General features: G+C 63.0%; 18 protein-coding genes and 1 pseudogene. 10 read left to right on the top strand and 9 right to left on the bottom strand.

The genetic code is table 11. The annotated features are described in order from the left end of the window. Window positions 1-40: 40 nt before the first annotated feature. Window positions 41-784 carry a GAF and ANTAR domain-containing protein gene (locus QFZ40_RS02070; RefSeq protein ID WP_306902576.1) on the bottom strand — a complete coding sequence of 248 codons (744 nt, stop codon included), beginning with the start codon at window positions 782-784 and terminating at the stop codon, window positions 41-43. Window positions 785-1,543: 759 nt separating this feature from the next. Here QFZ40_RS02070 and QFZ40_RS02075 point away from each other — a divergent pair. The 4 genes from QFZ40_RS02075 (at window position 1,544) to QFZ40_RS02090 (ending at window position 5,858) form a co-directional block, all read left to right on the top strand. After that, window positions 1,544-2,002 (top strand): hypothetical protein, encoded by a 459-nt coding sequence (locus QFZ40_RS02075; protein ID WP_306902577.1) that lies wholly within the window; start codon window positions 1,544-1,546, stop codon window positions 2,000-2,002. A 76-nt stretch (window positions 2,003-2,078) separates the two neighbouring features. Beyond that, entirely contained in the window at window positions 2,079-3,230 is a 1,152-nt protein-coding gene (locus QFZ40_RS02080) for a COG1470 family protein (RefSeq protein ID WP_306902578.1), read from the top strand. A gap of 1 nt (window position 3,231) precedes the next feature. Beyond that, complete coding sequence (locus QFZ40_RS02085) at window positions 3,232-3,723, top strand: hypothetical protein (RefSeq protein WP_306902579.1); 492 nt, start codon at window positions 3,232-3,234, stop codon at window positions 3,721-3,723. Then, entirely contained in the window at window positions 3,720-5,858 is a 2,139-nt protein-coding gene (locus tag QFZ40_RS02090; protein ID WP_306902580.1) for a beta strand repeat-containing protein, read from the top strand. Before QFZ40_RS02085 ends, QFZ40_RS02090 begins: the two co-directional genes overlap by 4 nt. Window positions 5,859-6,198: 340 nt before the next feature. Here the strand turns inward: QFZ40_RS02090 and QFZ40_RS02095 are convergent, their stop codons facing one another. Together QFZ40_RS02095 and QFZ40_RS02100 are read right to left on the bottom strand one after the other, a co-directional pair. Beyond that, the gene (locus QFZ40_RS02095) at window positions 6,199-6,453 is read right to left on the bottom strand and encodes a hypothetical protein (protein WP_306902582.1); all 255 of its coding nucleotides are present in this window, start codon (window positions 6,451-6,453) and stop codon (window positions 6,199-6,201) included. After that, on the bottom strand, window positions 6,454-6,630 hold the full coding sequence (locus QFZ40_RS02100; protein WP_306902583.1) for a hypothetical protein: 177 nt from the start codon (window positions 6,628-6,630) through the stop codon (window positions 6,454-6,456). Between the two features lie 236 nt (window positions 6,631-6,866). Here QFZ40_RS02100 and QFZ40_RS02105 point away from each other — a divergent pair. From QFZ40_RS02105 to QFZ40_RS02115, 3 genes and pseudogenes are all read left to right on the top strand, one after another. Next, window positions 6,867-7,120: pseudogene (locus QFZ40_RS02105) on the top strand (transposase); the annotation flags it as partial. Between the two features lie 177 nt (window positions 7,121-7,297). Beyond that, window positions 7,298-7,876 carry an adenylate kinase gene (locus tag QFZ40_RS02110; protein WP_306902584.1) on the top strand — a complete coding sequence of 193 codons (579 nt, stop codon included), beginning with the start codon at window positions 7,298-7,300 and terminating at the stop codon, window positions 7,874-7,876. Between the two features lie 123 nt (window positions 7,877-7,999). Continuing rightward, on the top strand, window positions 8,000-9,862 hold the full coding sequence (locus QFZ40_RS02115) for a S8 family serine peptidase (RefSeq protein WP_306902586.1): 1,863 nt from the start codon (window positions 8,000-8,002) through the stop codon (window positions 9,860-9,862). 98 nt (window positions 9,863-9,960) lie between these two features. Here QFZ40_RS02115 and QFZ40_RS02120 read toward each other — a convergent pair whose 3' ends face one another. From QFZ40_RS02120 to chvE, 5 genes are all read right to left on the bottom strand, one after another. Further along, window positions 9,961-10,158, bottom strand: coding sequence for a hypothetical protein (locus tag QFZ40_RS02120; RefSeq protein WP_306902588.1), 198 nt, complete (start codon window positions 10,156-10,158; stop codon window positions 9,961-9,963). A 15-nt stretch (window positions 10,159-10,173) separates the two neighbouring features. After that, window positions 10,174-10,383: a hypothetical protein gene (locus tag QFZ40_RS02125; RefSeq protein ID WP_306902589.1), complete on the bottom strand. Its 210-nt coding sequence runs from the start codon at window positions 10,381-10,383 to the stop codon at window positions 10,174-10,176. A gap of 81 nt (window positions 10,384-10,464) precedes the next feature. After that, on the bottom strand, window positions 10,465-11,778 hold the full coding sequence (mmsB, locus tag QFZ40_RS02130) for a multiple monosaccharide ABC transporter permease (RefSeq protein WP_306902591.1): 1,314 nt from the start codon (window positions 11,776-11,778) through the stop codon (window positions 10,465-10,467). A gap of 5 nt (window positions 11,779-11,783) precedes the next feature. Then, entirely contained in the window at window positions 11,784-13,313 is a 1,530-nt protein-coding gene (gene mmsA / locus QFZ40_RS02135; RefSeq protein ID WP_306902593.1) for a multiple monosaccharide ABC transporter ATP-binding protein, read from the bottom strand. Between the two features lie 108 nt (window positions 13,314-13,421). Then, window positions 13,422-14,546, bottom strand: coding sequence for a multiple monosaccharide ABC transporter substrate-binding protein (chvE, locus tag QFZ40_RS02140; RefSeq protein WP_373427380.1), 1,125 nt, complete (start codon window positions 14,544-14,546; stop codon window positions 13,422-13,424). A gap of 448 nt (window positions 14,547-14,994) precedes the next feature. On the opposite strand from chvE, the gene QFZ40_RS02145 reads away from it, so the two are divergent. Both QFZ40_RS02145 and QFZ40_RS02150 read left to right on the top strand, forming a co-directional pair. Further along, window positions 14,995-15,801, top strand: a complete 807-nt coding sequence (locus QFZ40_RS02145; protein ID WP_306902598.1) for a phosphatase PAP2 family protein — start codon at window positions 14,995-14,997, stop codon at window positions 15,799-15,801. Between the two features lie 5 nt (window positions 15,802-15,806). After that, window positions 15,807-16,118, top strand: a complete 312-nt coding sequence (locus QFZ40_RS02150) for an MmcQ/YjbR family DNA-binding protein (RefSeq protein WP_306902599.1) — start codon at window positions 15,807-15,809, stop codon at window positions 16,116-16,118. A gap of 21 nt (window positions 16,119-16,139) precedes the next feature. Here QFZ40_RS02150 and QFZ40_RS02155 read toward each other — a convergent pair whose 3' ends face one another. Then, complete coding sequence (locus QFZ40_RS02155) at window positions 16,140-16,460, bottom strand: MerR family transcriptional regulator (protein ID WP_306902601.1); 321 nt, start codon at window positions 16,458-16,460, stop codon at window positions 16,140-16,142. 138 nt (window positions 16,461-16,598) lie between these two features. On the opposite strand from QFZ40_RS02155, the gene QFZ40_RS02160 reads away from it, so the two are divergent. Then, window positions 16,599-17,024: an Hsp20/alpha crystallin family protein gene (locus QFZ40_RS02160; RefSeq protein WP_306906792.1), complete on the top strand. Its 426-nt coding sequence runs from the start codon at window positions 16,599-16,601 to the stop codon at window positions 17,022-17,024. Window positions 17,025-17,105: the final 81 nt, after the last annotated feature.

A 17,105-nucleotide genomic window follows, 5' to 3' on the forward strand; every position in this document is an offset into this window, starting at 1 on the left:
CCCAATTAGCCGCCCGGCGCTGTGCTACCCCGCCTGTGCGCTACCCGTCGTAATGAGTCCGTACGGGGCCCTGACCCAAGGCATTGACTACCGCCGTTGCGACGTCGTGCAGCTTTGAGTTGCGGGTGTTGGAGGCGGCCCTGAGGATGTTGAAGGCATCGTCCTGGCCGCAGCGGTTCTGGGCCATGATGATGCCCACAGCCATGTCGATCACGGTCCGTGATTCAAGGGTGGCCCGCAGGTTCGCCGCCGTTTCGCTGTAATGGGCGAAGCGCACGGCAAGCCGCAGGGCAAGTGAGGTCTGGCTGACGAAATCCTGGGCGAACTCCAGGACACGGCCCTCGAATTGGTAGGGCAGCCTGGAGTACAGCAGAAGGGCGGCCTTCGTTTCCCCCTCCAGCTGGAACGGAAGGGCAAGGACGGAACGGATACCTTGGGCCTGGACCGCGCGGGAGTACTCCGGCCAGCGAGGCTCTTCTGCCATATCAGGAACGTGGACCGTCACCTGTTCCAGGGATGCGTCCATGCTGGGGGTATCGATGAACTGGTACTCGATCCGGGCGATCGCCTCGGCATCAGGGCCGTTGCTGGCAACAGTGGCCCCCTTCCGCTGGCGCAGAAGGGTGATGCTGCACAGCACGTCGTCGCCGGGCTCGGAGAGGTTCCGCGCGGACACGCGGGCAAGCTCGTTGAGAAAGTCCTCAACGTCAGGGCTGTTGAGCACCAGTTCATGCAGGTGCTCGGTGATAGGTGTATCAGGTCTTGCTGTTGACTCGCTGGCCACGATTTCTTAGTGCCATTCGCTCAGGTCAAAACGAGCCGGCAACACACCGCGCCACCCGCGAGGAGTGTTAGCGATAACGGTCGCTGGATCGACGAACTATCCAACGGCCTGCTGCTAAACCGATATCCAGAAGTATATACACGGTCGGGCAGCGGAAAACGTCACATGCCCGGTCTGGGACGGACGTAGGAGCCCGCTACTTCGTTTCGGTCCTTGCGCGCGGCCAGGATGACGAGCTCATTGCTGGCCGGCGCGAAGTGATGGGGGGGAGTCAACAGTTTGATAGATGGGTTCATGGAGTCCCGCGTTGAGGACGACTGGTTTTCGCGAAACACAAAACTGAGTACGCCATGACCAGCCAGCCGGACTACTACGCCGTTCTGCGGGTGAAACCCGCTGCCAGCCCCGGCTCCTTTGTCCCGAGCGGCTGCGTCCGCGACGCTACCTGTTTGTTCTGGCGCGCAGCATGTAGGTAAAGCAGCAGGCCCGGTGGAAGACGGGCTTTTTTCGGGTGGGGTGTCCCTGGACGTAGCCGTTGAGCCTCAAGTCCAGAGAGTCGACTGCTGTGACTGTCGTGAGTAATGGTGCGACAAACCAAGTAGTGAACGACGCAAGCCTGGAAAAAGTCGAGTACCGGCACGTGTTGTTGTGCCTGGTCATTCCCGCAAATATTGGGTCATCGATCCACCGACCGGCGCCTGGACTGGGGCCACCCTGGGGGAACGGGTTCTCAATCGCAACGATTCAAGGAGTCTTTCCATGCGCAAAATGACCAAGAAGAACAAGATCGCCGCCGTTGCCGCTTCGGCCGCGCTGGTAGCCGTTGGCGGCGGCGCGGCGTACGCCTACTGGAGCACCACGGGTTCGGGCGGCGGATCGGCGCTGGCATCGCCCGGAACCACAACGTCCACTGTCACTATTGATGCAACATTTGCCCTAGGCCTTGCCCCAGGCGGCTCCGAGGACATCACGTACACCGGCACCAATCCAAATTCCTCGAGCACCACAGTGACTTTGGACAGGGCGGTTGTGACGGCCAACAACGGCTGTGACGCCGCTTCCTGGCTCGCCGCCTCGGTACCAACGGCGACCACCACAATTGCTGCGAACGGAACCCAGAGCCTGGGCAAGGGCACGCTCACCTTCACCGATGACCCGGCGGTCAACCAGAATGCGTGCAAGGGTGCCCTCATCACGGTGACGGTCACCAGCCACTAACTAGCGAGCGGGCCGGGGGCGGTGTAAATCCGCTCCCGGCTGGCCGTCATTTGCACCACATGGGAAGGGGCACAGGGTGCACAACCAAGAGGGACATCCGCGGCGTCGCAAGCGGCTTGGCATTCAGGCAGCGCTGCTGGGGCTTCTGCTGCTACTGGCCAGTGCGGGAGCGCTGATCGCGGCGGCGAATAATCCCAAGCCGGGCATCACTGTGCAGGTCTCCCCTGCCAGCCAGTCCATACAGCAGGGCCAGGGCGCCTCGTATACCGTGTCCCTCACCTCCACCGGTGGCTTCCGCGGGGCGGTCAACCTGGCCACCGCGGGACTGCCGGCCGGCGCGGCGGGCGCCTTCACGCCGTCGTCCGTCACCCTCAGCTCCGGAAGCACCGCAACCGCAACGTTGAACGCCACCACCAGCGCAAGCACGCCGGCAGGCACCAACACGGTAACCATCACGGGAACCAGCGACAAAGTCTCCGGCAGCGTGGACGCCAGCCTCACCGTGAACTACAAGATGTCCACCGCGTTCTCAGTGGCCGCCACCCCGGATTCGGTGACCGTCCCGCCAGGGGCCACCGCCGTCTACACACTGCGGCTGACCCGCAACAACTTCCCCAGCGCCGTCTCGTTCAGCGTCATCGGCGGATTGCCGGCGGGCTCCACAGCATCATTCTCTCCCAACCCGACAACGGATAACTCCACCACCCTCCAGGTGGCAACCGCTGCCGCTTCCCCGAACGGAAGCTACAACCTGTACCTGGTGGGAACCGGCAAGGACTCCGCGGGGAAGGCGCAGTACGCCTACGCGAACGTCCAACTGGTCCTGGATTCCACCATCAAGCAGTTCGCTCTCTCCGGGATCGTCCCCGGGACGTTGTCCCCCGGCGCATCGGCGCCCCTGGACCTGCAGATCAACAACCCCAACAACAAGTCCCTATCCGTGACCAACTTGTCCGTGGCTATCGCGGCGGTTACTCGGAGCGCGGACGCCGTGAAGAAGAACCTGGCCTGCACGGCGGCGGACTTCATTGTGACCCAGTACAGCGGGCCGTACCCCATCGCCGTTCCCCCAAGCGTTCCCCCAAGCACCAGCAGCTCACTCTCCACACTTCGAGTGGCACAGTCGGCCTGGCCCAGGGTGGGGATGCTGGACAGCTCCAAGAACCAGGACGGTTGCAAAGGCGCAACCCTCCAGCTCACGTACTCGGGATCAGGACAGGGGAACTGAGATGGCCACCACCTCAAGGAGCCGTGGCATCAGGGCAGCCGCCCTCACCGGTCTCCTCATCACCGCCGGCGCCGGATCCGCCTACGCCTACTGGACCAGCGTCGGCTCAGGTTCCGGGTCCGCGGTCGCAGGCACCATGCAGGCCGTCACCGTGGACGCCCTGGCAGCCGGCGACAACCCGAAGACGGCGCTCTACCCGGGCGGCAGCGCCGACGTCGTCCTGCGCCTGACCAACCCCAATCCCTACTCCGTGCAGGTCTACAGCGTCACTGCCAACGGCGCCGCCGCCGCGGACTCTGCGCATCCGGGCTGCACCACCACCGGCGTCCGCTTTACCGGGCCAGCCGCACCGCTTACCCCCGCAACATATGTTGCAGCCAACTCGTCAGCACTCATCACCCTCCCCGGAGCGGCCGCCATGGACACCACTTCCCTCGCCGCCTGCCAAGGCGCAACCTTCAGCATTCCCGTGACGGCAGAGGTGCGGAAATGAGGCTCGCCATCCGCAACGTGCCTCTCTTCCTCCGCCGCCCGTCGAGCCGGGTGCCCTGGATTGTCGCCACACTCCTGCTCCTGCTGGGCACGGGGACGGCTGCCTATGCGTTCTGGGCCTCGGCCACCAGCAGCAGCAACGCGGCCGCCGCCGCCGACGCGCTCTCGCCCGGATCCAAGCCTGCGGTCACTGCCGCCGGATCCGCCTTGACGGTCACTTGGGCCGGCGGCACCACTGTCAACGGGCGGGCTGCCACGGGATACACCGTGACCCGCTACTCTGCGGCGACCGGTGGCACAGCCACTGCAGCCACCGGCGGCTGCGCCGGGACGGTCACCACGCGTACGTGCACCGAACAGTCTGTGCCCGGCGGAATCTGGTACTACACGGTGACGCCGACGATCGCCCTATGGACCGGCACGGAGAGTCCCCGAAGCAGCGGCACCAGCAACGATTCCACCGCGCCCGTGGCCACTGTTTCAGGGATTTCACCCACGCCGAACGCGGCCGCGTGGAACAACACGAGCCCGGTCAGCGTGACGGTCACGGCAGATGACGGGGCAGCCGGGTCCGGCGTCGCGTCCATCTCCTACAGGGTCGACGGCGGTGCGCAGCAGACGGTGGGCGGCTCTTTGGCTGTCGTCCCCGTCAGCGGCGACGGGGCGCACACCGTCACGTACTTCGCCACGGACAAGGTAGGCAATGCCGGGTCCGCGAAGAACCAAACGGTGCGGATCGACACGCAGGCACCGGCCGCGCCGGTCTTCACGATCGTCCCCGGATACGTTTATTCGGGCAATGTTGGAGCGGTTCCGGTTACTGGCACCGCTGAGGCGAATGCGAAAATTACACTCACTGCCAGCGACGTCGGCTCCGCCCATTCTTCTGTGCCGGTCACGATTACGGCTTCCGGCACCGGCGATTGGTCCGCCAGCCCGGACCTGAGCAGTCTGAACCAGGGCACCGTCACGTACTCGGCCACGGCCACGGACGTAGCGGGCAACACGGGCGCCGCCGAAACGGCCACCAGCATGAAGGACACCGTGGCACCGGCCGCGGCGCAGGGCCTGAACGTGCCACCGTATGTGTACACCGGCAATTTTTCCTCCGTCAATGTTTCCGGAAGTGCCGAAACCGGGACATCCGTGGCCGTTTCGGCCACGAGTCTGGGCTCCGTCACTCCGGTCACCGGCACGGCGACAGCCAACGGGGGCACCTGGTCGCTGAACCTGAACCTCACGTCCCTCACAGATGGGACAGTCACCTACACTGTCACGGTGACGGATGCGGCGGGCAATACCAGCGCCGCAGCTACTAAGACGGACACGAAGGACACCGTGGCACCTGTACTGACCCTCGATAAGCTGCCCAACGTCCTAAAGGGAAACGTCGCCAAGTACCAAGTCACGGGCACCAATGACTCTGGTTTACCAGTGAATCTGAGCGTCAGCGACTCTGCCACGAGCGTTCCTGCAACGGCGTCCGGATCGAGCTGGAACACGGGCGACCTCAACCTGGCAAACCTTCAGGACAGCAACCCCGTGAACGTTGCCAGTATCACAATCACAGCCACCACCGTTGATGCGGCAGGCAACAGTACTACCGTCACGGCCAAGGTCATCAAGGACATCCAGTTGCCGGCGGTCACGGGTATCACGCTGCTGAACGGCGGAGGCACGCAGGGACTAGGAAAAGCCGAGCAGGGAGACTCGCTGACAATCCAGTTCTCCGAACAGATCGATGCCACCAAGATCTGCTCCACCTGGAACAACACGGGTACTCAAACGTTGACCGGCAACAACAACGTCACGGTCAACATCAGCACTTCCAACATCCTGACGGTGACCAGCAGCTGCCCCGGGCTGAACGTGGGCTCGATCGCACTGGGATCCAATGCCAAGTACGCGTCAGCAGGTGCCCTCAGCTTCGGTACCAACGGCAACGGCAACGCGAGCTCCATCACCTGGGATGGGTCCACCACGCTGACGCTCAAACTTGGGAAGTCAAACGGAGGAACCTCGGGGACTACAACCACCGCGGACGCCCCTACCTATACCCCCGCTGCCGGCCTCACCGACCTCGCCGGAAACCCGCTCGGCTCGGCCTTACCTCCGGCCGTACCGCAACGTTTCTAAGGCAACTCAGCGCAGGCAACGGCTCCCCTTCGATTTCGTCGGGGAGCCGTTGCACGTGTTCGACGCGCAGTTTCCCGTGCGCGGCCCAATCCTTGTGCGCGGCAGGGAATATGGACCGCGTGGATCTGGCTGTCATTTTCGGCGGCGCACCCCAGCACGATATACACGGCGACGGCGACGGCCACCAAGGCTCCGACGCTGGGCCCTAAGCTTTGACCGTTGAGCACGCAGGAACTCCTCTGCGGCTTCACATGGCTATCGGAAATTCAGGGTAACCCTTATCCATGGAACGGCGCCGAAAACCAATTTGGGTTCGATATCACGCGGCACCGCCTCCGTGTCATTTACGCCGCGCCTGCTGGGTTGCGGGAGCGCTGACGACGTTCTGCGGCGGCGAGTCGAAGGTTCCATGGTCGTACAGGCCCACAACACCCTGCATGTACTGCGCCCATTGCGGGCCGGCGATGTAGGCTCCGTCCACGGCGGAATAGTACTTGCCGTTGATGGTGACGTTGCGTTCCAATCGGCTCGGTCCCCCATTGAAGGGGTCGCCGAAGAAGGACGCGGTGGCCAGGCCCTTCGTGTAGCCGACCACCTAGGTCTGGTTGTTCCATTCGTTGGTACCGGGCTTGGCAGCATCCGGGACCCCCAGCTTTTGGGGAATCAGGAGGCCTGAGCCTTTGGTGAGGACGTCCTGGAAGAACCTGGCCTGCACGGGGGCGGACTTCACGCTCACCCAATACAGCGGGCCGTACTCCTCTCCGTTCCCCAAGCACCAGCAGCTCACTTTCCACACTTCGAGTGGCACAGTCGGCCTGGCCCAGGGTGGGGATGCTGGACACCTCCAAGAACCTGGACGGTTGCAAACGCGCAACCCTCCAGCTCACGTACTCGGGATCAAGACAGGGGAACTGAGATTCGTATTAGGGCGTGTCTCCGGGACTGCGGAATTAACGGTGTATCTGGCTCGACACCCCGGGCGGTGGGCCTGGCGGGGAGGAACCCGATATGGCCGCAACACTTGAGGCTGTGCCGAGTATGAAAACCGTTGAAAAACTGACAGAGAAGTCCGAGGCTGCTCGCGAGCTGGTGAGGATGGCCAAGGAGCACGGCCTGGCCTTGACCGGTCCTGACGGGCTGCTGAAGCAGTTGATCAAAACCGTCATTGAGACGGCGCTGAATGAGGAATTGACCGAGCATCTCGGGTATGGACGGCGCGATACGGCGGCTAAGGACATCGTCACTCGCGCAACGGCGTTCGGGCCACAGGAACAACTTGGTGACAATTCAGATCAGCCCTTCTCCAAACCCAACGCCAGCCTCCGGATCGACCGGAGGCTGGCGTTGTGCGGTGAGTTGTGGGCAAAATGAAGCACGCGTCGCGTTGCCAGCGGCAGACCCCGAAACCATTGGCGACGGCGCCATGGAGGGACAGGAACATGACCAGACTGCTCATCATCGGTCCGCCCGGCTCCGGCAAAGGAACCCAGGCCGAGCAGATCGCCCGGCATTTCAGCATCCCGGCAGTGTCGACGGGGGATATCTTCCGGACCAACGTCAGCCAGCAGACGCCATTGGGCAAGGAGGCGTCCAAGTACCTCGATGACGGCGCCTACGTCCCGGACCACCTGACGAACGCGCTGGTCAAGGAACGGCTCCTCGATCCGGACGTTCAGGGCGGATTCCTGCTGGACGGTTACCCGCGCACCGCGCTCCAGGTGGCCGAATTGGATGACATGCTCGCCTCGCTGGGCCACCGCCTGGATGCAGTCATCGAACTTCGGGCCCCCGATGCCGAACTGGAACGCCGGATGCTGCAACGGGCCAAGGAACAGGGCCGCAAAGACGACACCGTGGACGTGTTCCGGCGGCGGCTTGACCTCTACCACCGCGAGACCCACGAACTCGTGGCGGTCTACGCCCGCAGGGGACTGGTGGTCTCAGTCGACGGCAGCGGCGAGCCCGGGGTGATCACGGAACTGGCGATCGCCGCCGTCGTAAAATTCCTGACCACCTAGCGGCCTGACCGCTTCCTCGCGCAAGAATTTCTATGGATTAGCGCAGCTGTCGAAGGGTTGCCTCAGGATCCTGCAAATTCGTCCGCCGCAGCATCACGGACTCCTATCCTTTTGGTAGGGCAAGTGGCCACTCCGCCCCAGCCGACCGCACTACCAGCCAAGGACCCCAAAATTCGCACCTCATATTTTGTGCTGCCTGCCGCCACTATGCTGGCCACCGCCGTTGCCGTCGCCGCCTCAGCCCTGCCGGCCACAGCAGCCGCACCGACAGAGACCGGCGCCAGCGCCCGCTACATCGTCCGGTACACCCCCGATACCGACGTCGCGGCTGAGACCGCAGCCCACCGTTCGCAGGGAATGGCCACCGGCCGCACATTCTCCCAGGCACTGCGCGGTGCAGTGGTGACGGCGACGCCGGGCCAGGCAGGAGCCCTTTCCCGTTCGGCCCGCGTCGCCTCCGTTGAACTGGACGCTCCCGTCACCATTTCTGAAACGCAGCAGCCCGCCGCGTGGGGGCTGGACCGGGTGGACCAGCGGCCGTTGCCGCTCTCCGGCTCCTACAGTTGGACGGCTGCCGGAACTGGTGTCAGCGCCTACGTCGTTGACACCGGCGTCCTCGCTTCCCACACCGACTTCGGTGGACGCGTTACGGCCGGCTGGACTGCCGTTGCCGACGGCCGCGGCTCCGGGGACTGTAACGGCCACGGAACGCACGTGGCCGGAACCATTGCCGGGACCACCTACGGCGTGGCAAAGCGTGCAACCATCGTTCCCGTGCGGGTCCTGGACTGCAACGGATCCGGCTACAACTCTGACGTCGTGGCCGGGCTGGACTGGATAGCCGCCAACCACGCCGCCGGGGTACCGGCCGTGGTCAACATGAGCCTCGGCGGAGCAGCGAGCGCCGCGGTCGACACAGCCGTCCAGGGAGTCATCAACGACGGCGTCACTGCAGTGGTTGCCGCCGGAAACTCCGCAGTGGACGCCTGCGGGAGTTCGCCGGCCCGTGTCCCGGCGGCGGTGACCGTCGCGGCGAGCGATTCCGTCGACCGGCAGGCCTCGTTCTCCAACTTCGGCCCGTGCGTGGATCTGTATGCCCCCGGAGTCGGCATCACCTCGGCCTACTACACCTCCACCACGGCAACCGCGACCATGTCCGGTACTTCCATGGCTACCCCGCACACAACCGGCGTTGCCGCCGTACTGCTCTCCCAGAACCGCTCGCTCACCCCCGCGCAGGTTGCGGCAGCCCTTGCAACGAATGCCACTGCAGGCGTTATCAGCGGTTCAGGGACGGGGACGCCGAACCGCCTGCTGTATTCCGGAGCTGCGGCCGTCAGCGCTGTTCCTCCCACGCTCACCGCTGTGTCACCGGCCCCGAATTCGACGTCGGTGGCCGCCGGAAGCAATGTAACAGCCGCCTTCAGCACGGCAGTCCAGGGAGTAAGCAGCAGCACCTTTGTGCTCAGGAACGCCGCAGGTGCTGTCATTCCGGCGACGGTCAGCTACAACGCCACAACCCGCACCGCCACACTGGATCCTGCCTCCGATCTCGCTGCTGACGGCACCTACACAGCTACCCTCACTGGGGGAGCGACAGCCATTCGGGACTCGGCAGGTACTCCCTTGTCCACCTCCAGCTGGTCCTTCGTCAGCGGCCCGGCACCGGTGGTGTCCGGCTTCACCCCGGGCAGCAATGCCCTTCTCGTCAGGCGCGGCAACGACATCACCGTGACTTTCAACGAGGCGGTCCAGGGAGTCAGCACAGTCACCTTCACGCTCACGAATGCCTCGACGGGAGCTGTGGTGGCGTGTAACGTCTTCCGCAACGGCAGCACCAACCAATGGATCCTGGATCCTCAGCTGACGCTCTCGGCGAAGACCAAATACACGGTGACAGTTTCCGGCGGTGCAGCCGGGATCCGTGACCTCGCCGGCAACCAGCTGGCCACAAAGACCTGGCAATTCACCACCGGTTCCTTCTAGGGCGGGGCGCACAAAGGAGGCCGACGGCGGCACTTACCTGCCGCCGTCGGCCTCCTTTGCTGTTGTCCTGGCGGTACTCACCCCCCGTCCGGAACGGGTCAGCGGACCGGCAAAACCTCGTAGCCGTCAGTCTTGGCTACCATCTGCCTGCCATGGTTGCCATTGAACTTAAGCCACATCACTGATGAATCCGGTGTCACGTCCTCAACTTCGCCCGTGCGGACCAGCTTTCCCCCATAACGCAGTTCCACCCAGCAGCCAACAAGCTGCTTCCAGTCTTCAGTTGCCTCGTCCATGACCCCGGCGTGTCCTTAGTGAATCAGTTCGCGGGTCATTCCGAACGGAACCTGGTCTGACAAGGCTGCCGTGTAGCGCCCGGGTGCGATGCGTGTGAGCAGGATTCCGTGAGTTCCCGAGGGGAGTGCAACCTCCTGCAGGCGACTGACGGCGGCATCGATCTGTTCGTCCAGAAGGTGCCGGCTGGTGACCTGGATTTCAATGCTCTCTGATGAGGTGGACATAGAGTTTCCTTATTTATGACCCCAATATGGACGCAGCCTATTTTTAGGCGGCGTTTTTCCGAATGCGTGACTCTGTCACAGTTATTCAGGCTTGGCTGCGGAAACGGGGACCGGGCGCTCCTGCGCCGGTGCCTCGTTGCCCGCGGGAGGCTTGGACTCGGTGCTGGCCGGAGGGGTGGTCCTGAGCTTGAACCTCTTGCCCAGGGTGCTTCCTCCGCCGCCACCGCTGCGGTTCTTGTTGAAGATATCGAAGCCGACGGCGAGCAGCAGGACGAGTCCCTTGATGAGCTGCTGGTAGTCCGTGCCGAGGCCCAGGATGGACATGCCGTTGTTCAGCACGCCCATGATCAGGCCACCGATCATGGCTCCTGCCACGGTGCCGATGCCGCCCTGGACCGCGGCGCCGCCGATGAAGGCTGCGGCGATGGAGTCCAGTTCAAATCCGGTACCGCCGGCCGGCTGGGCCGAGTTCAGCCGGGCGGTGAACACCAGGCCGGCCAATGCAGCCAGTACGCCCATGTTGACGAAGAGCCGGAACGTGACGGCCTTCGTCTTGACGCCGGAGAGCTCGGCGGCGTGCAGGTTGCCACCGATGGCATAGGTGTGGCGGCCGAAGACGCTGTTGTTCATCAGTGCCGTGTACACGATCACCAGGACGGCCAGGACGATGAGGACGATGGGCGTACCGCGGTAGCTGGCCAGCAGGAAGGTGATGATCAGCATGAGGAGGGCGATGAACGTGGTCTTGGTGGCGAACCAGGCCATGGGCTCGTTCTCCAGGTCAAACTTCTTGCGGATCCGGCGCTCCTTGAGCGCCTGGATGAGCAGGGCCACGGTGGCGCCGACGCCCAGGATGACGGTGAGCCACTCCAATACCGACGTGCCGCCGGAGATATCAGGCAGAAAGCCGCCGCCCAGGGCGCGCAGCTCGGCCGGGAAAGGGGTGATCTGCTGGTTCTTCAGGGTGATCAGGGTCAGGCCGCGGAAGATCAGCATGCCCGCGAGGGTGACGATGAACGCGGGGATGCCGACATAGGCGATCCAGTATCCTTGCCAGGCACCGACCAGCGCGCCGACCAGGAGGCAGGCGGGGATCGCCAGCCACCAGGCCCAGCCCCAATGGACGATCATCACACCTGCAACGGCGCCGATAAAGCCGGCGATGGATCCGACGGAGAGGTCGATGTGCCCCGCGATGATGACCATGACCATGCCTATGGCCAGGATAAGGATGTAGCTGTTCTGGACCACCAGGTTGCTGACGTTCTGCGGTTCCAGGAGGATTCCGCCGGTCAGTCCCTGGAAGAGCAGGACGATCAGGATCAGGGCGACGAAGATGCCAACCTGCCGGAGGCGGCTTGTGAGGAAGCCGAGGGATTCTCGTAGGGCGGACATGGTGCCTATTCCTTCTCTTTTGTCATGTAGTGCATAAGGGTTTCCTGTGATGCTTCAGCGATGGGGACTTCGCCCGTGACGTGGCCCGCGGACAGGGTGTAGATCCGGTCGCAGATGCCGAGCAGTTCGGGCAGTTCGGACGAGATCACGATGACCGCCTTTCCTTCCGCGGCCAGCCTGGCGATGATCGTATAGATCTCAAACTTCGCGCCGACGTCGATTCCCCTGGTGGGCTCGTCGAGGATCAGCACGTCAGGATCGGAGAACATCCATTTGCTCAGCACCACTTTCTGCTGGTTACCGCCGGACAGCTTGCCCGTGATGGCCGCGACAGAGGGTGCCTTGATGTTCATGCTCTTGCGGTAGCCGTTGGCCACCACCGTTTCCTGGTTCTTGTCCACCCAGCCGCCCTTGACCAGTTTACGGAGCGCAGCCATGGAGATGTTCCGCTTGATGTCCTCGATGAGGTTCAGGCCGTAGCGCTTGCGGTCCTCGGTGGCGTAGGCGATGCCGTGGCGGATGGCCTCGGCGACCGTGGAGGTGTTGATTTCCTGGCCGTACTTGTACACCTTGCCGGACGTGGCCGTGCCGTACGTGCGTCCAAAGACGCTCATCGCCAGTTCGGTCCTGCCCGCCCCCATCAGTCCGGCGAGACCAACCACCTCGCCCTTGCGGACGTTCAGGCTGGCGTTGTGGACAACGGTGCGGGTGTGGTCCTGCGGGTGCCGGACTGACCAGTCCTCGATCCGGAGGACTTCCTCGCCGATCTTCGGATCGCGCTCCGGATAGAGGCTTTCCAAGTCACGGCCAACCATGCCCCGGATGATTCGTTCCTGGGTGATCTGGCCTTCATCAAGCCGGAGGGTCTCGATGGTCTTGCCGTCGCGGATGATGGTGACGGCGTCTGCCACCTTCCGGATCTCGTTGAGCTTGTGGCTGATGATGATGCTGGTGATCCCCTGGCCCTTCAAATGGAGGATCAGGTCCAGGAGGTGGCCGGAGTCTTCATCGTTAAGCGCCGCCGTGGGCTCATCCAGGATGAGCAGCTTAACTTCCTTGGACAACGCCTTGGCGATCTCCACCAGCTGCTGCTTGCCCACGCTGATGTGCTGGACGGGAGTAATGGGGTTTTCGCTCAGTCCCACCCTGGCCAGCAGCTTCGCCGCCTCCAGGTTGGTCTTGCGCCAGTCCACCCAGCCGTTCTTTGCCTGTTCGTTGCCCAGGTAGATGTTCTCGGCGATGGAGAGATAGGGGCTAAGTGCCAGCTCCTGGTGGATGATGACTATGCCGCGCTTCTCGCTGTCGGAGATGCTGGAAAAGTTACAGGGTTCCTCCTCGAAGAGGATCTCTCCCTCGAATGAGTTGTGCGGGTAAACGCCTGACAGAACCTTCATGAGGGTGGATTTGCCGGCTCCGTTTTCACCGCAGATGGCATGCACCTCGCCGCGTTGTACATCCAAGGTGACATCCTGCAGGGCCTTCACGCCCGGGAAGGTCTTGGTGATTCCTCGCATTTGAAGAATGGGTGTGTTCATCGTCAATTCCCACTGACTCGTCGAAAAAGGCCGGTACTGCTGTTGCAGGGGCCTGAGGGACGGGTTGCGGCCAGGCCGGGGATGGCCTGGCCGCACCCTGTGACGTTGTTACTTGACGTCGGAGTCCTTGTAGTAGCCCGAGTCGATGAGTTCCTTCTTGTAGTTGTCCTTCGTAATGATGACGGACTTGAGCAGGAAGGCCGGGACAACCTTGACCTTGTTGTTGTAGGTCTTGGTGTCGTTGGTCTCCGGCTCCTGGCCCTTCAGGAGGGCGTCAACCATCTTCACGGCCTGCGAGCCGAGCTGGCGGGTGTCCTTGAAGATCGTGGAGTACTGCTCGCCGGCGATGATGGACTTCACGGAGCCCTTCTCCGCATCCTGACCGGTCACGACCGGCAGGCTCCCCTTGGAGTAACCGCCAGTGCTGGTCAGGGCCGAGATGATACCGATGGAGAGTCCGTCGTAGGGCGACAGGACACCGTTGAGCTTGGTGCCGGAGCTGTACGCCGCGGTCAGGATGTCTTCCATGCGCTTCTGCGCAACCGGAGCCTGCCAGCGCAGGATGGCTGCCTGCTCGAACTTGGTCTGGCCGCTGGGCACCTTCAGGGTTCCTGCATCCAGGAACGGCTTCAGGGTGTCCATCGCGCCGGTCCAGAAGAAGTTGGCGTTGTTGTCATCCGGGCTGCCCGCGAAGAGTTCAACGTTGAACGGACCCTTGCCGTCCACCTTCTTGCCGCTGGCATCAACCAGGCCAAGGCCCGTCAGCAGGGATGTGGCCTGCTGGACGCCGACTGTGTAGTTGTCGAACGTGGTGTAGTAGTCCACGTTCGGGGTGCCGTTGATGAGGCGGTCGTAGGCGATGACCTTCACGTTCTGTTCCTTCGCCTTGGCGAGGACGTCGGTGAGGGTAGTGCCGTCAATTGCTGCGATGATGAGCGCCTTGGCGCCCTTGGTCAGCATGTTCTCGATCTGGGAGACCTGCGTGGGGATGTCATCGTTGGCGAACTGAAGGTCCGTCTTGTAACCAAGATCCTTGAGGGACTTCTCGACGTTACCGCCATCGGCAATCCAGCGCTCGGACGTCTGGGTGGGCATGGAAATGCCTACCAGCGAGTCGCTGGGCTTTGCGCTGGCTGCCGGCGCAGCTGTCTCGCCCCGGCTTCCGCAACCCGTGGCCCCCACTGTGACTGCGAGGACGACGGCTACAGCGCCCAGGAGTTTCTTAATTCTCACGTTTATTCTCCTTACGCGGACGCTGGGTCCGCGAAGTGGTGCTAAGCAGGCAAGCATCTGCGCTTTGCCTGGAGTGTGGAGCTGGCCAGGATGACCCGGTCATATGATGCCGTGTCCGAGTTGTCCCGGCATCAAAAGACTGCAGGGTCGGCGGGAAGGATGAATCTTTTCCTTGCTGACGATGCAGTCTAGGCTGTTATTGTTGTGAGCGCTAACAAGTGCGAGCTTACTACCTGCTGATCGTGTGAGTCAAATCACATTTTTAAACGACGTATATATAGTCTCATGCCCGGGAAGTGTGCCGTGTTCCAGTGGCGTGGAGCCCCGGCCCTGCAAGGGGGTCGGAGTCCGGCACTCAGTGTCAGGGCGGTCCCAAGCGCCCAGTACTCCGGGGCAGGGATAATCTTCACCTAGGTAGAAGACTCAACGGCGTAGGGACGGAATCACTATGGCAGAGCGGTCAGGGACAGGAGCGTCACCCGGCTCCGGCAACGGTCCCGGCTGGTGGCGGGTATTCCATGACAAGTTTGTGGTGGAGGAACGCTACATGGAGCCGGCCGCACGGAAAGGCCTGTATGGCACCGCCGTCATTCTCATGGTGGTCGGCCTGGCCCTTTTCGGCGCCGCCCTGGCGGTCGTCCTGCAAAGCGGTGCCGGGCCGACCACAGCCGATGAGGCCGCCAGGACGTGGCTGCTCACACTTCGTTCCGAACCGCTGACCGGCGTCATGATTTTCCTGGCTGTGATCTTTGGGCCCGTGGGGCTGCCGATCATTGTGCTGGTGGTCAACGTCGTATGGGGCTTTTTGGCTAAGCACGCCTGGCGTCCGATCGTGCTTGCGGCCGCGATGCTCACCGGAGTTCTGGTCTCGCAGATCATCCTGCAGATCGTCAGGCGCTCGCGGCCGCCGGTGGATTTGATGCTGTTCGGGCCCGACAGCACGTATTCCTTTCCCTCGGGCCACGTCCTGGGTGCCTGCGACTTCCTGCTGGTTACGGCGTTCCTTGTCTTTTCGCGCCGGAAGAATCCCAGGGCTGCCGCGGCCGGGTTTGTGATCGCCGGCGTCGGGGTCGTTCTCGCCGCGCTGAGCCGGCTGTACCTGGGCTATCACTGGCTGAGCGATGCAGTGGCCTCGGTGGCTCTTTCGCTGCTGATCCTGGGCGCCGTCATAGCCCTGGACACCTGGCGGACCGCCAGGATTCCAGGGGAGCGGATCACTGGCGAGTTGTCCAAGGCCGACGCTCCGGGGGACTGATCCGCGTGATAAATGAGGAGGATGTCCGCCGTATCTGCCTGGCATTGCCGGGCGTCACCGAGCGCAGGAGCTGGAACCAGCCTGCCTGGTTCGCAAAGACGCTGATGGCGCGGATCTGGGAAGAAGGCGTCCTGACGGTCAAGACGGAAGAGCGCGAGGCCCTGGCGGGCACCAACCCGGACATTTATTTTTGGAGCCCTCACCATGAGCGTTCTCCCCGCCTGGTATTGGTTCGCCTGTCCCGGATCGGTCTCGATGAGCTCTCGGAACTGCTCGAGGAGTCCTACCTCCTGGCTGGCGGGCGGGGGCGGGTCTGAGCCGGCACAGCCTGGGAGTACCTATTGCCTGGGCCGTGACTGTGCACGTTTGAGGGCACGGTGCAGTTTGGCATTCGCCGCCTCGAGCTCCAGGACTTTGGCAACTCCCGCCAAGTTAAGTCCCTGGTCAAGGAGTTCTCCAATGCGGAGCAGAACGCCGATATCTGAATCACTGTACTGACGCGTGCCGCCGGATGTGCGCAGAGGGGTGATGAGGCCCCTGGTCTCATAAAGCCGGATGTTCTGCTGTCCGGTGCCTGTCAGCTTTGCCGCCACCGAAATGGCGTACAGTGCCTGCCCTGCCCTGGGTGCCGGTACCCGGCCACCTCCACTATCCGTCATGTTTCTCCAAAAATCCGCGGTTGCAGTCTTGCTTCATTTTGGCACGGGTGCTATAAAAAATCTATATCCACCAGTACAGATAATTGGGTGGGTATGGAGACTGGATTCAACATCGAGAAACTGAAGGAGTGGGAAATGATGTTGATGCGCACGGACCCGTTCCGTGAGCTGGACCGGCTCACGCAGCAGGTCTTCGGAACAGCTGCCCGGCCGGCCGCCATGCCAATGGACGCCTGGCAGGAAGATGGCGAATTCGTGGTGGCCTTTGACCTCCCGGGCGTGAAGATTGACTCCGTGGACCTGAACGTTGAGCGCAACGTCCTGACGGTCCGGGCGGAGCGGAAGGACCCCACGCAGCCCAACGTTGAACTTGTGGCCGCAGAGCGCCCGCGCGGCATCTTCAGTCGTCAGTTGATCCTGGGCGACACGCTGGACACGGACCACATCAAGGCGAGCTACGACCAGGGTGTCCTGACACTTCGGATTCCGGTCGCGGAACAGGCCAAGCCCCGCAAGATCGAAATCGAAACCATGCACGGCCAACAGCACGAGATCTCGACCTAGGCCGTTCCTTCCGGGCGCAGGCTGCGCAGGGTTTGCACCCCGCGGCCTGCGCCCCTTGCCGTCCTTTGATTGAGGGCTTCG

Origin of the sequence: Arthrobacter pascens, assembly GCF_030816475.1 — a bacterium.
Classification (GTDB): Bacteria; Actinomycetota; Actinomycetes; order Actinomycetales; family Micrococcaceae; genus Arthrobacter; species Arthrobacter pascens_B.